The following is a 16,300-nucleotide window of genomic DNA, read 5'->3' on the forward strand; positions in this document are numbered from 1 at the left end:
CGGTACCGTCAGGGCAGGCCATAGGTCGCCATGGCCTGTTCCACGCATTGCATGGGCAATTGCCCAGCGTCTGCCAGGCTCTTGAGCGCCAGCACGGCGATCCAGCGAGCCTCGGGGCAGCGGCCGCGTCGCGGGTCGCGGGCGGCATCGAAGGAGTCGGTGCCCAGGGCCACCAGCTCGGCCTTGAGGTGAGGGCGTAGCTGTTCGGCCACCGCCTGGCCGTAGCCAGTCACTGCAATCACGGGCGCCGAGTCATCCGCCAGGCAGCGCTGCAGGTGTGAGCCGCGCTTCTCCTGCCCAGGATGCAGGCGATTCCAATGCTGCGCCGCAGCCGCTTCCCGCGCCAGGCGGGTGTAGCTGGGGCAACTCCAGAGCTGGCTGGCCACCTTCCAATCACGCTGCAGCAGATCCGCCGCGGCCCTGACCTGGGCAAACGCCCGGCCGGCGCCCAGCAGTCGCACGCGTCCCGCCGCTGGGTGGGCAGTGGTGTCCGTCACCTTGTACATGCCCTGCAATGCGGCTTGCCGTTGCTCGGGCGTCAGTTCCAGTTGCAGCTCATGGTCATGCAGGGCCAGGTAGTAGAAGCCTGGCTGGCCCTCGATATACAGGCGTTGCAGGGCCTCCAGGATAATCGCCTCGGCCTCCGCGCCAGTCGCCGGGTCGAATGGCAGGCAGTGCGGGTTGTGGGCCAGCCACAACGCCAGTGACGGGTCGGCACCCTTGGGCCATGGGGAGGTTTGGGTCTCACTGTCGTTGCACAGGATGCCCCGCGCCGCGGTCTCGGCGCTGACCGCGCACAACTGCGCCGAAGAACTGCAGCGGTGCAGATAGAGCAGGGGTTTTTCCGCGCTGTCGGTGGAGAACCACAATGGCCAGGCGCTGATCCGGGTACTCCTTTGTGGTGCGCCGTGGCTGCGCACCACAAAGGACTGGCGTGCGGTGCGCCGGTCCAGCTCCAGGGTATTGGCCATCTCCAGCACGGTGTTGAGTGGCGAACCGCCAGGGGAGCGGGCGCTCCTGAGCAGGTCCAGGCAGGCCTGGGCCGCCTGTTGCGCGAGGGCGTTGTGGCGAGTGGGGAAAAGTGAGGATGGGTTCATGCTCGGCGCCGTCCGCAAGGGGGGAGAGCGGCTACCCTAACGGATCGGCAAATATGATTGCAATTGCAATCGTTGCGGTTGCATCTGTGTTCGAGGATTAAATTCCTCACGGGCTGTTACGTTTTAATGATAGAAATCCTGACCTGGGGGGTAGTATTTTTTCTGTCATCCCGGCACTTTATGCTGATCCCGATGGTCATTAGGCACAGGGCTATTGAACAAGGTCTTTCAACAACGGAAAAAGGAGTCCGCCATGGACGAATACCAAGAGGAACTGCTGGAGTATCAGGCTTTCGAGCTGGATCCTCTGGAACCTGCAGAAGACGCCACCGAGCTGTAACGCCGGTGGCGTTTTTTTTTACCGTTTCTCTAGCCGAATTGTCGGTGGCTGCGGCGAAAATCCCCGGGGGTCTGGCCATTCCAGCGCTTGAAGGCCCGTTGAAACGCCTCGGCTGAGGCAAAGCCCAGCAGATAGGCAATCTCCCCGAACGCCAGTTCAGTATCGCGAATGTAGGTCATGGCCAGGTCACGGCGGGTGTCATTGAGAATCGCCCGGAACTGCGTCCCTTCTTCCGCCAGCTTGCGCCGCAGGGTCCAGGTCGGCAGCTTCAGGCGCATCGCCACTTCTTCCAGGTCCGGCTCGCGGCCGCCATTGAGCAACGGCCCCAGCATCTGAATGATGCGTTCGCGCAGGCTGCGGGTGCGGGTCAGTTGTTCCAGTTCTCTCTCGCACAACTGCACCAGATGCCGCCAGGTGCTCGGGCAATGCTGCGGGTTGCGCAGGCCCAGGCTGGCCTGGCTCAGGCGCAGCTGGTTCTGTTCGGCGCCGAACTGGATAGGCGTGGGGCCGAGTACCGCATAGGCCTCGTGGTAGTCCGGGCGCTGGAATTCGATATCGATCTGTTCGGCGTGGATCGCCTGGTCGGCGACGCTGGACAACTGCTGCAGCCAGCCGGAGATGATCGAGTCCACCACGAAGCGGTTGTAGGCGTTGTACGGGCTGATGGAGTAGAAGCACAGCCAGGCGCCGCTGGCATCCTCGTGAAAGCTCGACTGGCCGCGATAGTTGGAGCCATACAGAGCTTCGAAGCGGGTCAGGCAGCGGGCGGCTTCGCGCACGGTGGGGGCCTGGGCTGCGGTCACTCCGGCCAGGCCGGCCTGGCTCAGCCGGCTCAGGCGGCCCATGCGCAAGCCCAGGGCCGGGTCTCCGGTCAGCTGGATCGCCCCGTGGCCCAGGCGCATGTAGCGCGGGATTGACAGCCGCGCTCCGGCTTCGGCCAGGCGCGCGGCGTCCAGGGCGTACTGTTCCAGCAGGGGGGTGGGGTCCTGCCCGTAGCTGAGGACCGCGTCCACCAGGCTATGGACGAAGCCCACCGACAAGTCGCCCAGGCGCATCGGTGGGGTTTTCATTGGCCTACAACCAGATGTTCAGCAGGCGAGCGCCGCGGTTGCCATCGTCGGCAAAGGTCTGGCCGTTGCTGTTGATGAAACTCTGGCCACTGCTGCGTTGGTCCCAGAACTGGCCGCGCAGGAACACGCTGACCCCGGCGCTGGCCAGGCTGCTGGGTGCGCGCGCAGTCAGTGTCAGGCGATGCCAGGCCTCACCCTCGCTGACTTCCTCGGGCTTGAGGCTGACTTCGCTGGGGGTGGCGATACTCTTGTATCCGCGCCAGGGTTTGTCCCAGCCATCACGGCCCATGACAAAGGCCGGGACCGCCACCAGTTGGGCGTGCTGGTCATTGAGCTTGCGGTAGTTGTCGGGGTACCAGCTGTCGCTGCCGATCAGCACACCGAGGCGCCCGGCCGGGGTGTCGATAACCTCCAGCGCTTTGTCGGCATCGCCCTTCACGTAGCCGCTTTCGGCGTAGGTCGGGTAGATCTGCCGCTGGGGCTGGCCCATGGGCAGGCCATCGCTGCCAAACACCAGGCTGCTGTTGTACAGGGCGCCGCTGCCGATCTGCAGGTTGCCCTGGCTGACACTGGGTTCTGGAAGAATGATGCTGCCGGCCACCAGGGTCACATGAAACTCCTTGGCCAGGCCGCCGAACAGCGACTGATAGTCCCGAGCCATCCTCTTGGCCTTCATGCGCAGGTACGCATCGTCCAGGCGGCTGTCACCCCTGGCGCTGATCAGCGCCTTGAGAAACGGCAGCGGGTTGCTCACCGCCAGCCAGTTCATTGCCTCTTTCAGAGAGGTGGCCTGATACAGCTCATTCTTTTCACCACTGACCATCAGCCAGGTGCCGACATGCTCGGGCAGCACGACGATGGTCTTGTCATTGACCAGGCCCTTGTCACGGGCTTGCTGCATGTAGGCCGCAAGCTTGCGATGCAGGCGCTCGATGCTCTGGTAGTCGGTGGGGAACAGCTCGGGCTGGATTGCCAGCAGGTTGCCGTGGTCGGCAGGCACACCCTGGTCCACCGCGAGCTGGATACGCAGGTCCGACAGGTAGTGCGCCCCTGGACGATCACGGGTCCAGATGGCGTAGCTGGTGATGGCGGCAAGCAGGGCCAGGGTGAGGGTGATGTAGAGAAGTTTGCGCATGGGAAAACAGTCAGCGGCCGTGTGCTGGATCGTGACATTTCTCGGATATTTGGGCCAAAGGTACAGGAAAACAGTGTGTTAGAGCGTTTTTTTGCATGAAATGGGTCATTTTCCGTGGCGTTTCGGGCTTTTCCCTGGGCTGCGCCTGCGATGTCGCCTCAGGGGAGAGAGGGCTGGCAGGGTGCTGCGGGCCTGCGTCGAGCGCGTCAGGTTTAGTGCAGTTGCCCCTACTTTCGTTGAAGTTTGAGGTTTTGCAGGTTGATGGGTTGTTCGACAATGAAGCAATCTTGAAAGTTCTTCGGGACTTATCCGAAGAGGCTCAGTAGTGGCTAACTAATAGTTCCAAAGTGGACTGCTGGGTCATTCATAACAGTTGTTAAAAAAACCAGCGGTCCAGGGGGCCACTTATCAGTTGTAGCCGCCGTTTCGGCCCAATTGGTTGTTTTGCTATCGAAGTATGTCTTTCTATTGAAGTTCGCCTCCACTCATTTTCTTCAAAGGATGAAGTGATGAACTCCATAGAAAAGGAACTTGATTGCGGTCGCTCCGTAACTGACCAGCAAAAGATCGAAGAAGTCACCCGCCAAATTACCGAGCATGGTAACGAACTACGCAGACGCTATCCTGTCCTGAACTATCAGAACGCCCTGGGTGCAAGTGCCATGGCTGTTTCGGTGACAGTTATGGTGGTGACTGGTGTGTTGTATGTGAAGGGCATCATGCCCGCGTGGTTGTGCATCTTGGTAAACGCGCTGTCGACCTCGATCATTCATGAACTTGAACATGACCTGATTCACCGTCTGTATTTCCGGAAACAGCCTCTGGCCCATAACTTCATGATGCTGCTGTGCTGGCTGACGCGCCCGGGAATGCCCAGCCCCTGGCTCAGGCGCGGCCTGCACTTTCATCATCACAAGGAATCCGGAACCGCCACCGATGTCGAGGCCTGGATCACCACCAGCGGCAACCCCTGGGGCATTCTCAGGCTGCTGAAGCTGATGGATGGCTTCCTGTTCGGCTTTGTAAATGCGGTCTGCGCGCCGGGCTGGCGGCAGAAAATGAAACTGCTGGCCAGGATCATTCGCCTCAATACCCCTTTCGGGCTCCTGTACTGGGGCAGCTGGTATGTGTTCCTGGGTTATCACTTGTCTACCTGGCTGGGCGGCCTGGCAGGAGTGCCGCCACCAAGTTCGCCGTTAGTGCTGCAAGTGATGAACGTGATTGATTGTGTAGTGGTCATTGTTGTTGCGCCGAATATGATTCGACAGTTCTGCCTGTATTTCATCAGTTCCAATATGCATTATTATGGTGATGTTGCGCCACGCAATGCTCTACAGCAAACCCAAGTAATGAACCATTGGCTGTTGTGGCCGTTCCAGTTGTTCTGTTTCAACTTTGGCAGTACTCACAGTATTCACCATTTTGTCGTGAAAGATCCTTTTTATCTTCGACAGATGACGGCGCCCTATGCCCATGAAGTCATGGGGAAGGCCGGAGTTCGTTTCAATGACTTCGGTACCTACAAGCGGGCAAATCGTTTCAAGTTGGATACGGTCCACTTTCAGTCCAGAGGCTGAAGATCTTTTGCACCTCTATTGCTCTTGTTATCACAGGTTTGCATTGCCGTTGACGAATGCAACCGGCCTCTTGGTTTCGGTTTTTAACTCATGCTGACCCTGGCCGACTCTCGCCAGGGCGGCATGACGATGGATGGGAGTTTTGAGAATGGAAGCGCAAGGAACATGTGCGAAGGGTTTCGAAGCCGTGCTGCACGCCTTCGAGGCAATGTTCGATGATCCCCAGGAGCGCGGCGCCGGGCTCTGTGTGCAGGTCGGCGGCCAGACCGTGGTCGACCTGTGGGCCGGCGTGGCGGACCTGGAGGGCAACAAGCCGTGGCACCACGGCACCCTGGCCAATACCTTCTGCACCATCAAGCCCTTGGCCGCAGTGGCTGCCCTGATGCTGGTGGAGGAGGGCAAGCTGGAGCTCGACGCGCCGGTGGCCCGCTACTGGCCCGAGTTTGCCCAGGGCGGCAAGGGGCGGGTCACCGTGCGCCAGGTCATGACCCACACCTCCGGCATACCGGCGCTGCGCGGGCCCAATCACAACGCCATGATGTATGACTGGGAGCACATGGTTGAGATCCTGGCTGCCGAGCCATTGTGGTGGCAGCCAGGAACCGGGTTGGGGTATGCCACCACTATCTTTGGCTGGGTCATCGGTGAGTTGATTCGCCGGGTCGACGGTCGAGAGCCTTGCACCTTCATCCACGAGCGGATCACCCGGCCCCATGACCTGGAGGTTTACCTGGGGGTCGAGGAACAGGATTTTGAGCGTATCGCGCATTTCGATGCCGCCGAGGGGCGGGTGGGCGACTACTACTCGGAGGACCTGCGCAAGGTGATCATTGCCGAGCCGGAGCATGTCGCGACCCTGGCCTTTACCAACCCGGGCATGGTCCCCCGGCGCACCTGCGACCCCCGCTGGTGGGCCTATCGGCAGCCGGGGGTCAACGGCCACAGCACCGCCCATGGCCTGGCCGGCTTTTACAGCGCATTGCTGGGGGGCCGCCTGATCGGGCCCGACCTGTTGAGTGAGTTCACCCGTGAGCACAGCAATGACATGGATCGCATCTGGCGACGCCCCATGCGCTATGGCCTGGGCTGCATGATGGAGCAACCGGCCGATCCGGCTGCCTCCCTCGGCATGGGGCCCGAGACTTTCGGTCATATCGGCCTGGGCGGCCCGATCAGTTTTGCCGACCCCGAACGCGAGGTGAGCTTCGGCTTTGTCACCACCACCTCGGGCCGGCACACCATGATCGATCCCCGCCCGCAGCAACTGGCCGCGCTGGCCTACGCGGCACTTTAATAGGAAGGGGGGATGGTAAAAGGGTGTGCGTTCTGATCATTAAGTTGTCAGTTACGGTCATTGAGTGCCCGATGTTCTGCTCTTAGTCTGTGCAGCACTACTGATGGAAGCCGCAGAGCTTCCGCATTTTTCCGTGATTGCCCGATCTGGAGTGACACCATGGCTGGAGCACCTTACCCGCATTTGCTGGCCCCCCTCGACCTGGGTTTCACCACCCTGCGCAACCGTACCCTGATGGGGTCGATGCACACCGGTCTGGAAGAAAAGCCCGGCGGCTTCGAGCGCATGGCGGCGTACTTTGCCGAGCGTGCCCGGGGCGGCGTGGGCCTGATGGTCACCGGCGGCATCGGCCCCAATGATGAGGGCGGGGTGTATTCCGGCGCCGCCAAGCTGACCACCGAAGAAGAGGCACTCAAGCACCAGATCGTGACCCGGGCGGTGCACGAGGCCGGCGGCAAGATCTGCATGCAGATCCTTCATGCCGGGCGTTATGCCTACAGCCCCAAGCAGGTGGCTCCCAGCGCCATCCAGGCACCGATCAACCCGTTCAAGCCAAAGGAGCTGGACGAGGAAGGCATCGAGAAGCAGATCCGCGATTTCGTCACCTGCTCGACCCTGGCCCAGAAGGCCGAGTACGACGGTGTCGAGATCATGGGCTCGGAAGGTTATTTCATTAACCAGTTCCTGGCCGCCCACACCAACCACCGCACCGATCGTTGGGGCGGCAGCTATGAAAACCGCATGCGCCTGCCGGTGGAAATCGTCCGTCGGGTACGTGAGGCGGTGGGCCCGAACTTCATCATCATCTTCCGCCTGTCGATGCTCGACCTGGTGGAAGGCGGCAGCACCTGGGAAGAGATCGTGCAACTGGCCCAGGCCATCGAGCAGGCCGGCGCCACCCTGATCAACACCGGGATCGGCTGGCACGAAGCGCGGATCCCCACCATCGCCACCAAGGTGCCGCGTGCCGCATTCAGCAAGGTGACGGCCAAGCTGCGGGGTTCGGTGAGCATTCCGCTGATCACCACCAACCGCATCAACACCCCGGAAGTCGCCGAGCAGATCCTCGCCGAGGGCGATGCCGACATGGTCTCCATGGCGCGGCCATTCCTGGCCGACCCGGACTTCGTCAACAAGGCCGCCGAAGGCCGCGCCGACGAAATCAATACCTGCATCGGCTGCAACCAGGCGTGCCTGGACCACACCTTCGGCGGCAAGCTCACCAGTTGCCTGGTCAACCCGCGCGCCTGCCACGAGACCGAGCTGAACTACCTGCCGGTCAAGCAGATCAAGAAGATCGCCGTGGTCGGTGCCGGCCCGGCGGGCCTGTCCGCCGCTACCGTGGCTGCCGAGCGTGGGCATCAGGTGACCCTGTTCGATTCCGCCAGCGAGATCGGCGGCCAGTTCAACATCGCCAAGCGAGTGCCGGGCAAGGAAGAGTTCTTCGAGACCCTGCGCTACTTCAAGCGCAAGTTGCAGACCAGCCATGTCGAGCTGTGCCTCAACACCCGCGTCGATGTGCAGCAACTGGTGGCCGGCGGCTTTGACGAAATCATCCTGGCCACCGGCATCGCCCCTCGCGTGCCGGCGATTCCCGGGGTGGAGCACGCCAAGGTCCTCAGTTACCTGGACGTGCTGCTGGAGCGCAAGCCGGTGGGCAAGAGCGTGGCGGTGATCGGTGCCGGCGGCATCGGTTTCGATGTTTCCGAATTCCTCGTGCACCAGGGTGTGGCCACCAGCCAGGATCGCCAGGCGTTCTGGAAGGAATGGGGCATCGACACCCAGCTCCAGGCCCGTGGCGGCGTGGCCGGGATCAAGCCCGAGCCCCATGCACCAGCACGGCAGGTGTTCCTCTTGCAGCGCAAGAAGACCAAGGTCGGCGACGGCCTGGGCAAGACCACCGGCTGGATCCATCGCACCGGTCTGAAGAACAAGCAGGTGCAGATGCTCAACAGCGTCGAGTACCTGAAGATCGACGATGCCGGCTTGCATATCCGTATCGGTGAGGCCGGCGAACCCCAGGTGCTGCCGGTGGACAACATCGTCATCTGTGCCGGCCAGGATCCGCTGCGCGAACTGCAGGACGGCCTGGTGGCGGCAGGGCAGAACGTGCACCTGATCGGTGGTGCCGATGTGGCCGCCGAACTGGACGCCAAGCGCGCCATCAACCAGGGTTCGCGTCTGGCGGCCGAGCTGTAACGGCCTGCCGTCCTGTAGCCGCTGCCGTAGGCTGGGCACGAGGCCGCAGGACTCGCCCAGCGGGCAATCGCGCTGCAACCAGCGAGCGCGGTTGCCTGTCTTGCGGGTTCTGCGAACCCGCTCGCAGCCTGCGGCAGCGGCTACAAGGATGAGCCTGGGCCTGGAGCTGATAGACTGCGCAGCTTCTTCCCCGAACCCCCGCTGCCGATGTCCTTCCCCGACTCCTTCGACTGGTTACCCCACGCCCCACTGCAACGGCTGGAGCTGGACTGGCTGTCGCGGGCCGGGGTCGAGGTGGCGGTGCTGCGCCTGGACCTGATCGACCCGCTGATCAGCGGCAACAAGTGGTTCAAGCTGACCGAACACCTGGCGGCGGCACGTACCGCCGGTGCCCACGGCATCATCAGCCTGGGGGGCGCCCATTCCAATCATCTGCATGCGCTGGCCGCTGCTGGCCGGCGTTTTGCCTTTCCCACCGTGGGTCTGTTGCGTGGCCATCCACAGGACACACCGACGGTGCTCGACCTGCAAGCCTTCGGCATGCGCCTGCACTGGCTGGGCTATGGCGGTTATCGCGCGCGCCACGAGGCGGGTTTCTGGACGCCCTGGCAGGCCCGGTATCCGGAGTTGTACCCGGTGCCCGAAGGCGGCGGTGGCCTGGCCGGCGCAGCGGGCTGCATGACCCTGCGCGATCAGGTGCGGCGGCAGTTGCCGAGCCTGGGCTGGAGCGACTACCACGGCTGGTGGCTGGCCGCCGGCACGGGCACTACCCTGGCCGGGCTGGTGCTGGCGGAGGCCGGAGCGCATCCGGTCTACGGCGCCCTGGCGGTTCCCGAGGATCACGGGGTGGCGCAGCAGGTCGAGGGGATCTTGCAAGAGGCCGGGCAGGGCCGCGGCGGTTATCAACTGCTGGACAGCAGCCGCGGCGGTTTTGCCAAGGTCGATGAAGTGTTAAGCGGGTTTATCCGGCTCACAGAACAACAATGCGCTCTACCGCTTGAACCCTTGTACACCGGCAAGGCCCTGCTGGCTTTGCAGGAACAGGTCCAGGCCGGGCGTTTCGCCCCGGGTTGCCAGTTGATCTTTGTGCATACCGGCGGCCTGCAGGGCCGTCGCGGGCTGTTGGCTCAGGCCTGACCGCGCTTGCGCCACATGCGTTGCAGAGTGTTGTCGCGCATCACGTAGTGGTGGTAGAGCCCGGCCAGGGCGTGCAGCCCGATCAGCCAGTAGCCGACCGTACCCAGCAGTTCGTGCCAGCCCTGGAGCTGCTTGGCCAGTGGCTTGTTCTCGGCCAGCAGCAGCGGCAGGTCGAGGCCGTAGAACATCACCTGATGGCCCTTGGCGCTGGTGGTCAGCCAGCCGAGGATCGGCATGGCGATCATGAACAGGTACAGCGCCCAGTGCATCAGGGTCGACAGCAGCCGTTGCCAGTGGGGCGGGGTGGGCAGGATCTTCGGCGCTACGCCCTGGGCACGAGCGAACAGGCGCAGCCAGACCAGCGCAAACACTGTGAGGCCGAGCATGAAGTGGGCTTCGACAATCAGCGTGCGACCACCGCTGCCTTTGGGGAAGATGCCGCGAAATTCGATACAGGCGTAAACCACGGCCAGTAGCACCAGCATCAACCAGTGCAGGGCGATCGTCATGGTGCTGTAGCGAGACTCAGTGTTTTTCCAGGGCATACGGGACATCCTCGGTCATCAGGTCTGAAGCCTCCGTTCTTGAGCGACGGAGTGCTTTAACTGTAATCCGCTTTATGCCGGTCTGCCTGGAGCTGTAGCGGCTTTTATCGCCCCCCTGTGCAGCGCCGGGGCGGTGGGCGGGTATGAAAAAACGGCGGCCCCGAAGGCACCGCCGTTTTTTAATGTTGCCCCGTGCCTGAATCAGTTGCCCTGGGGCATTTCCCCCCGGGCCAGGCGCTGGTTGATGTCGGCGATCACCTGGGGCAGGTCGGCGATGGTGTCGATCAGGTAGTGCGGGCGCGAAGCCTCGAACAGCTTGTGGATGCGCTTGCGCTCGCTGGCCAGGGTGTCGCTGGCCAGGGCCCGGTAGCTTTCGTAGGTCAGGCCCAGGGCATTGCCCGAGCAGGTCAGCGCCACGGTCCACATGCCGGCGCGGCGGCCTTCGAGAATGCCCGGTACGGTGTCGTCGATCTTCACGCAGGCGGCCACGTCGTCGATGCCCAGGGCGATCACGTTGGCCAGGGCCTGGGCTGGCCATGGGCGGCCGTTGGGCACTTCGTCGGTGGCCACCACGTGGTCGGCGGTGTAGCCGTTGGTGGCGGCCAGGGCTACCACCTTGTCCATCACCTGCTTGGGGTAGCCGGAGCAGGAGCCGATCTTGATCCCCTGTCCACGCAGCTTGGCGATCACCTCCAGGGCGCCGGGGATCAGCGCCGAGTGCTCGGCGATCTTCTCGATCTGCAACGGCATGAAGCGTTCGTAGATAGCGGTCACATCGGCGTCAGTCGGGGTGCGGCCGAAGACCTTGCGATAGCGCTCGGCCACCTCCGGCAGGTCGCACAAGGTGCGGATGTGGTCCCACTTGCCCATGCCCATGGGGCCGCGGGCTTCTTCGATGGACACCTGCACATCGAACTCGGCGAAGGCTTCGACAAAGATCTGGGTCGGGGCAAAGGAGCCGAAGTCGACCACGGTGCCGGCCCAGTCGAGGATCGCCGCTTGCAGCTGAGAAGGGTTGCTGTAGTTCATGGTTTCGATGCCTGTGTAGGAGCGAGCTTGCTCGCGAAAAAAGGTTCGGTATCGCGTCGCCTGATTCGCGAGCAAGCTCGCTCCTACAGGCTCGGTGGGGAGTCAGATATCGAGGACTTCCATCTCTTGCAGCACTTCGGCGATGGCGGCGACGGCAGCCTGCATGCCGCGGCGGTCGACATGGCCGATGCAGCCCACGCGGAAGGTTTCGACCTGGGTCAGCTTGCCCGGGTAGAGGATGAAACCCTTGGCCTTGACCCGCTCGTAGAAATCCTTGAACTGGTAGCGGGGATCTTTCGGGGCGTGGAAGGTGACGATGATCGGTGCCTGGATCGCTTCCGGCAGAAAACTGCGCAGGCCCAGCTCGCCCATGCCGTCGAGCAGTGTCTGGCAGTTGTCGGCGTAGCGGGCGTGGCGCGCCGGCAGGCCACCTTCCTCGGCGTATTGCAGCAGGGCTTCGTGCAGCGCGGCGACCACGTGGGTCGGCGGGGTGAAGCGCCACTGGCCGGTCTTGGCCATGTAGCTGTGCTGGTCGTGCAGGTCCATGGCCAGGGAATGGGCATTGCCGCCGGCCTGGGCCAGGGAGGCCTTGGCAGCGAAGACAAAGCCCATGCCGGGCACGCCTTCCAGGCATTTGCCTGAGGCGGCGATCAGCGCATCGAAGGGGATTTCCCGGGCATCGATGGGTAGCGCGCCGAAGGAACTCATGGCGTCGATGATCAGGCGCTTGCCATGGCTGGCCACCACCTGGGCGATTTCCGGCAGCGGGTTGAGGATGCCGGTGCTGGTTTCGCAGTGGATCAGCGCCACGTGGCTGATGCTGCTGTCGGCCTGGAGCAGGCGCTCGACATCCGCGGCCGTGGTGGGTTGGTCCTCGGCGGTTTCGAAGGTGCTGAAATCCCGGCCGAGCACTTCGCAGATCTTCGCCAGGCGCTTGCCGTAGGCACCGTTGATCAGCACCAGGACCTTGCCGTCGCGGGGCACCAGGGTGCCGATGGCCGCTTCCACGGCGAAGGTGCCACTGCCTTGCAGGGGCACGCAGTGATGGCTGTCGGCGCCCTGGATGATGGCCAGCAGCTGTTGGCACAGGCTGGCGGTCAGCTGGTTGAAGCGGTCATCCCACGAACCCCAGTCCACCAGCATTGCCTGGCGGGTGCGGGCGGAGGTGGTCAGGGGGCCGGGGGTAAGCAGGATTGGCTCGGCGATGCTCATGCTGTGTCCTCGAAAAGGTGGGGATGACGCTACGGGGACTAAATTGCAGTTTGCCTTGTCATCAATCAAATTGTTTGTTGTTATGCCAGCCATCAGTGAGGCCGATAGCTATGAACCTGTTTCAACTCCGCGCATTCGACGCCGTGGCCCGGGAAGGCAGCTTTACCCGGGCCGCCGGACGGTTGTTCATCAGCCAGCCGGCGGTCACCGGGCATATCAAGGCCCTGGAAGAGCATTACCAGATCACCTTGCTGCGGCGCACTGCGCGCCGGGTGGAACTGACCGAAGAGGGCATCAAGCTGGCGGCCATTACCCGGGCCATGTTCGGCCTGGCGGAAGAGGCCCAGGCCATGCTCGAGGCCAACCGGCAATTGCTCACCGGGCGCCTGGAAGTGGCAGCGGACGGCCCCCATCTGGTCATGCCGATGCTGGCCAGCCTGCGGGCGCGCTACCCGGGGGTGACGGTCAACCTGCGCCTGGGCAATGCCCAGGAAACCCTGGCGGCGCTGTTGTCCGAGCATGCCGACGTGGCGGTGCTGACCGAGGTCGAGCCGCGCAAGGGCCTGCATCTGCAAAGCCTGGGCGAGTCGCGGATCTGTGCCCTGGTGCCCGATGGGCACCCGTGGCTGGAACTGGCCGAGGGCGTCGCCATCGAGCAGTTGGACCAGGTGATCATGGTGCTGCGCGAACCGGGTTCGATCACCCGCCGGACGTTCGATGAGGCCTGTGGGCTGGCCCGGGTCCAGCCCCGGGTGCTGCTGGAGCTGGACAGCCGCGAAGCGGTGACCGAGGCGGTGGCGGCGCACCTGGGGGTGGGCATTGTCAGTTCGGTGGAGGTTGGCCACGACCCGCGGGTGCGCACGGTGCCGATCCGCGGTGCGGGGCTGGTCAACCGGCACATGATCGGCTGCATCGAGCGGCGCCGGGACCTGCGCCTGATCCAGGCGTTTTTCGCCCTGGCTCCAGCCTGAGCCCACCTCCACTCTTGAAGGAGCTGGCTTGCCAGCGAAGAGGCCCGAAAGATCGCCTTCGCCGACAAGCCAGGCTCCTGCGGTAGCGGTGTCTGGGGGATCGCTTTCGCCGGCAAGCCGGCTCCTACGGTAGTGGTGCCTGGAGATCACCTTCGCCGGCAAGCTGGTTCCTACAGGGCGGTGGGGGAGGCCAGGCTTTCGCGTACCAGGTCGAGGAAGGTGGCGACGATCCGTCGCGAACTCTGTTCGCGCAGGCACACCAGGGTTTCGGTCAGGCGCCGCTGGCAGTCGACGATCGGCAGGGCGCAGACCCGGGCGTCGGCGCCGAACTCCGCCGCCGAGACCACCCCCACGCCAATGCCCACCACCACCGCTTCGCGCGCGGCTTCGCGACCTTCCACCTGGATGGTCGGGCGGATGCGCAGGCCGGCGCGGTTCATTTCCTCTTCCAGGGTCTGGCGGGTTACCGAGCCGACCTCCCGCAGCACCAGGGGCGTGTCGTCCAGGTCGGCGAGGCAGATGGACTGGCGGCCGGCCCAGGGGTGGTGACGGGAGACGAACGCCACCATCGGGTCGTTGCGCAGGGTCAGAGACAGCAGGCGCTCGTCGTCCACGGCCCGCCCCAGCAGAGCCAGGTCGGCCTGGTAATTGAACAGGCGCAGCAGCGATTCATCGGTGTTGCCGGTTTCGATCTTCACATTGATCCCGGGGTACAGCTCGCAGAACCGGGCGATCTGCGGCAGCACATGCACCGGGGCATCCACCGCCAGTACCAGGCTGCCGGTCTGCAAGGCCCGGGACTCCTGCAGCAGCTCCTTGGCTTCGGCTTCCACCACGAACAGGCGCTGGGTGATGGCCAGCAGGCGCTCGCCCAGGTCGGTCAGGCGCACCGAGCGCTTGTTGCGATGAAACAACAGCACCCCGAAGCGCTCTTCGAGCTTGCGCACCTGGTCGGAAATCGCCGGCTGCGTCAGGTACAGGCGTTCGGCCGCCCGGGTGAAGCTGCCGTGCACCGCCACGGCGTGGAAGGCTTTCAATTGGGCGTGGGAAACCGACATGGGCCAAACCTCTTACAAGCTGAGCTTATATTTGAAATACGATAAATCGATTTCATTTATTAGTCAGTAATTGCTTCCATCCCTGCAGGCCCAGTGACCGGTCGGTCGACCGGCACCGGGCCCTGAGGCCTGTGCGTGCAGCTTCGGTCCCCGAAACGGGCCGGCAACAGGACTCATCTGACCAGCAGCGCCCGCCGCGAGGGCCCTGCTGCAGTGCTCAAGAATAAAAAACACAGGCGTTTGCTTCGCATCCTGCCGGCACACTCACCCTGAGGTCAGAACCACAATGAACAAGCAGATCGGCACCATCAAACGTTGGCGCGTGCAGATTTTCGCCATCACCTGGATCGCCTACGCGGCGTTCTACTTCACCCGCAAAGCCTTTTCCGTCGCCAAGCTCGGGATCGCCGACGATCCCGACTTCACCCTCGACAAGATGGCCATGGCCAACCTCGACGCCATCTACCTGGCGGCCTACGCCGTGGGGCAGTTCACCTGGGGCATCTTCGCCGACCGCTTCGGCCCGCGGGTGGTGGTGCTGGGAGGTTTGCTGATTTCCGCCGCTGCGGCGCTGGTGATGGGCAGCTTCGCCACCTTGCCGGTGTTCGCCACCTGCATGCTGGTCCAGGGGCTGGCGCAGTCCACGGGCTGGTCGGGGCTGTGCAAGAACATCGGCAGTTTCTTTCCCGCCGGGCAGCGCGGCAGGGTGCTGGGGCTGTGGAGTTCCTGCTACGCCTTCGGCGGCCTGGTGGCCTCGCCCTTTGCCGGCTGGTGGGCCTATACGCTGATCGGCACCTGGCACGCGGCGTTCATTTCCAGTGCGGTGGTGGTGGGCCTGACCGCGGTGCTGTTCTTCATCTTCCAGCGCAATACCCCGGAGGACGTGGGCCTGCCCGCCGTGGAGCCATTGCCCCCGCAGAGCGCCGAAGAAGACGCCGCCGAACGGCGCATGAGCGTCTGGGAACCGCTGCGCGAGATCCTGCGCAACCGCACGGTGCTGATCCTCGGGCTGTCGTACTTCCTGCTCAAGCCGGCGCGCTACGCGATCCTGCTGTGGGGGCCGGTGATCGTCTACGAACAGATGCCCTCGGTGGGCAAGGTGGGGGCGGCGATCGTGCCCACCAGCTTCGAGCTGGCCGGGCTGTTGGGGCCGGTGATGATCGGCCTGGCCTCGGACAAGCTGTTCGGCGCCCGGCGCATGCCGGCCTGTGTCATCAGCCTGCTGGCGCTGACCCTGTCCCTGGCGCTGTTCATGGGCGCTCTGCATACCGGCAGCGTCGTGCTGGTGATGGCCCTGCTGTTTTTCATGGGCCTGACCCTGTATGGGCCGGACTCGATGATCTGTGGCGCTGCAGCCATCGACTTCGGCTCGGCCAAGGCCGGGGCCACCGCAGCCGGTTTCGTCAATGGCTGCGGCTCGGTGGGCGCGGTGCTGGGTGGCCTGCTGCCGGGTTACTTCGACACGGTCACGGTGTTCATCGTGTTTGCCGCCTGCGCCCTGGTCTCGGCCCTGGTGCTGGTGCCGTACTGGAACAGCCGGCCCCAAGGGCTCGAGCCGGTGCGCGCACTCGTTCCCAATGGACCTTTGCTGATCAAACCGCTGCGTACCTGACTTTCGGGCCTCTTCGCCGGCAAA

General features: G+C 63.7%; 14 protein-coding genes. 7 read left to right on the forward strand and 7 right to left on the reverse strand.

Annotation, left to right across the window (positions count from 1 at the left end; all coding sequences use genetic code 11):
- Positions 1-8: 8 nt before the first annotated feature.
- The gene (locus BM382_RS25855) at positions 9-1,097 is read right to left on the reverse strand and encodes a transketolase-like TK C-terminal-containing protein (RefSeq protein WP_072444569.1); all 1,089 of its coding nucleotides are present in this window, start codon (positions 1,095-1,097) and stop codon (positions 9-11) included.
- Positions 1,098-1,311: 214 nt separating this feature from the next.
- Between BM382_RS25855 and BM382_RS32210 the strand changes: the two genes are divergently transcribed.
- Entirely contained in the window at positions 1,312-1,437 is a 126-nt protein-coding gene (locus BM382_RS32210) for a hypothetical protein (RefSeq protein WP_011062261.1), read from the forward strand.
- Positions 1,438-1,466: 29 nt separating this feature from the next.
- Here BM382_RS32210 and BM382_RS25860 read toward each other — a convergent pair whose 3' ends face one another.
- On the reverse strand, positions 1,467-2,507 hold the full coding sequence (locus tag BM382_RS25860) for an AraC family transcriptional regulator (RefSeq protein WP_072444567.1): 1,041 nt from the start codon (positions 2,505-2,507) through the stop codon (positions 1,467-1,469).
- A gap of 4 nt (positions 2,508-2,511) precedes the next feature.
- Positions 2,512-3,642: a carbon-nitrogen hydrolase family protein gene (locus BM382_RS25865; protein WP_015636340.1), complete on the reverse strand. Its 1,131-nt coding sequence runs from the start codon at positions 3,640-3,642 to the stop codon at positions 2,512-2,514.
- Positions 3,643-4,151: 509 nt separating this feature from the next.
- Here BM382_RS25865 and BM382_RS25875 point away from each other — a divergent pair.
- The 4 genes from BM382_RS25875 (at position 4,152) to BM382_RS25890 (ending at position 9,849) form a co-directional block, all read left to right on the forward strand.
- The gene (locus BM382_RS25875) at positions 4,152-5,219 is read left to right on the forward strand and encodes a fatty acid desaturase (RefSeq protein ID WP_072444565.1); all 1,068 of its coding nucleotides are present in this window, start codon (positions 4,152-4,154) and stop codon (positions 5,217-5,219) included.
- Between the two features lie 148 nt (positions 5,220-5,367).
- On the forward strand, positions 5,368-6,513 hold the full coding sequence (locus BM382_RS25880) for an EstA family serine hydrolase (protein WP_011062257.1): 1,146 nt from the start codon (positions 5,368-5,370) through the stop codon (positions 6,511-6,513).
- 159 nt (positions 6,514-6,672) lie between these two features.
- Complete coding sequence (locus tag BM382_RS25885) at positions 6,673-8,712, forward strand: NADPH-dependent 2,4-dienoyl-CoA reductase (RefSeq protein ID WP_011062256.1); 2,040 nt, start codon at positions 6,673-6,675, stop codon at positions 8,710-8,712.
- Positions 8,713-8,919: 207 nt separating this feature from the next.
- On the forward strand, positions 8,920-9,849 hold the full coding sequence (locus BM382_RS25890; RefSeq protein ID WP_072444563.1) for a 1-aminocyclopropane-1-carboxylate deaminase/D-cysteine desulfhydrase: 930 nt from the start codon (positions 8,920-8,922) through the stop codon (positions 9,847-9,849).
- On the opposite strand, the gene BM382_RS25895 is transcribed toward BM382_RS25890, so the two are convergent.
- The 3 genes from BM382_RS25895 to BM382_RS25905 form a co-directional block, all read right to left on the reverse strand.
- The gene (locus tag BM382_RS25895; protein ID WP_011062254.1) at positions 9,840-10,394 is read right to left on the reverse strand and encodes a cytochrome b; all 555 of its coding nucleotides are present in this window, start codon (positions 10,392-10,394) and stop codon (positions 9,840-9,842) included. The genes BM382_RS25890 and BM382_RS25895 overlap by 10 nt on opposite strands.
- A gap of 201 nt (positions 10,395-10,595) precedes the next feature.
- Positions 10,596-11,423: a phosphonoacetaldehyde hydrolase gene (gene phnX, locus BM382_RS25900; RefSeq protein WP_072444561.1), complete on the reverse strand. Its 828-nt coding sequence runs from the start codon at positions 11,421-11,423 to the stop codon at positions 10,596-10,598.
- Between the two features lie 102 nt (positions 11,424-11,525).
- The gene (locus BM382_RS25905; RefSeq protein WP_011062252.1) at positions 11,526-12,635 is read right to left on the reverse strand and encodes a 2-aminoethylphosphonate--pyruvate transaminase; all 1,110 of its coding nucleotides are present in this window, start codon (positions 12,633-12,635) and stop codon (positions 11,526-11,528) included.
- Between the two features lie 110 nt (positions 12,636-12,745).
- On the opposite strand from BM382_RS25905, the gene BM382_RS25910 reads away from it, so the two are divergent.
- Complete coding sequence (locus BM382_RS25910; RefSeq protein WP_047337317.1) at positions 12,746-13,606, forward strand: LysR substrate-binding domain-containing protein; 861 nt, start codon at positions 12,746-12,748, stop codon at positions 13,604-13,606.
- Between the two features lie 170 nt (positions 13,607-13,776).
- Here the strand turns inward: BM382_RS25910 and BM382_RS25915 are convergent, their stop codons facing one another.
- Complete coding sequence (locus tag BM382_RS25915) at positions 13,777-14,664, reverse strand: LysR substrate-binding domain-containing protein (protein ID WP_011062250.1); 888 nt, start codon at positions 14,662-14,664, stop codon at positions 13,777-13,779.
- Positions 14,665-14,950: 286 nt separating this feature from the next.
- On the opposite strand from BM382_RS25915, the gene BM382_RS25920 reads away from it, so the two are divergent.
- Positions 14,951-16,276, forward strand: a complete 1,326-nt coding sequence (locus tag BM382_RS25920) for an MFS transporter (protein ID WP_019095130.1) — start codon at positions 14,951-14,953, stop codon at positions 16,274-16,276.
- Positions 16,277-16,300 lie beyond the last annotated feature (24 nt).

It is taken from the genome of Pseudomonas sp. NFPP25, from assembly GCF_900116505.1.
Classification (GTDB): domain Bacteria; phylum Pseudomonadota; class Gammaproteobacteria; order Pseudomonadales; family Pseudomonadaceae; genus Aquipseudomonas; species Aquipseudomonas protegens.

Bases quoted from the DNA above. Each gene is read 5' to 3' on its own strand.
- BM382_RS25910 (WP_047337317.1), top strand. From the start codon at position 12,746: ATGAACCTGTTTCAACTCCGCGCATTCGACGCCGTGGCCCGGGAAGGC.
- BM382_RS25920 (WP_019095130.1), top strand. From the start codon at position 14,951: ATGAACAAGCAGATCGGCACCATCAAACGTTGGCGCGTGCAGATTTTC.
- BM382_RS25880 (WP_011062257.1), top strand. From the start codon at position 5,368: ATGGAAGCGCAAGGAACATGTGCGAAGGGTTTCGAAGCCGTGCTGCAC.
- BM382_RS25865 (WP_015636340.1), bottom strand. From the start codon at position 3,642: ATGCGCAAACTTCTCTACATCACCCTCACCCTGGCCCTGCTTGCCGCC.
- BM382_RS25915 (WP_011062250.1), bottom strand. From the start codon at position 14,664: ATGTCGGTTTCCCACGCCCAATTGAAAGCCTTCCACGCCGTGGCGGTG.
- BM382_RS25905 (WP_011062252.1), bottom strand. From the start codon at position 12,635: ATGAGCATCGCCGAGCCAATCCTGCTTACCCCCGGCCCCCTGACCACC.
- BM382_RS25855 (WP_072444569.1), bottom strand. From the start codon at position 1,097: ATGAACCCATCCTCACTTTTCCCCACTCGCCACAACGCCCTCGCGCAA.
- BM382_RS25875 (WP_072444565.1), top strand. From the start codon at position 4,152: ATGAACTCCATAGAAAAGGAACTTGATTGCGGTCGCTCCGTAACTGAC.
- BM382_RS25890 (WP_072444563.1), top strand. From the start codon at position 8,920: ATGTCCTTCCCCGACTCCTTCGACTGGTTACCCCACGCCCCACTGCAA.
- BM382_RS25860 (WP_072444567.1), bottom strand. From the start codon at position 2,507: ATGAAAACCCCACCGATGCGCCTGGGCGACTTGTCGGTGGGCTTCGTC.
- BM382_RS25885 (WP_011062256.1), top strand. From the start codon at position 6,673: ATGGCTGGAGCACCTTACCCGCATTTGCTGGCCCCCCTCGACCTGGGT.
- phnX (WP_072444561.1), bottom strand. From the start codon at position 11,423: ATGAACTACAGCAACCCTTCTCAGCTGCAAGCGGCGATCCTCGACTGG.
- BM382_RS25895 (WP_011062254.1), bottom strand. From the start codon at position 10,394: ATGCCCTGGAAAAACACTGAGTCTCGCTACAGCACCATGACGATCGCC.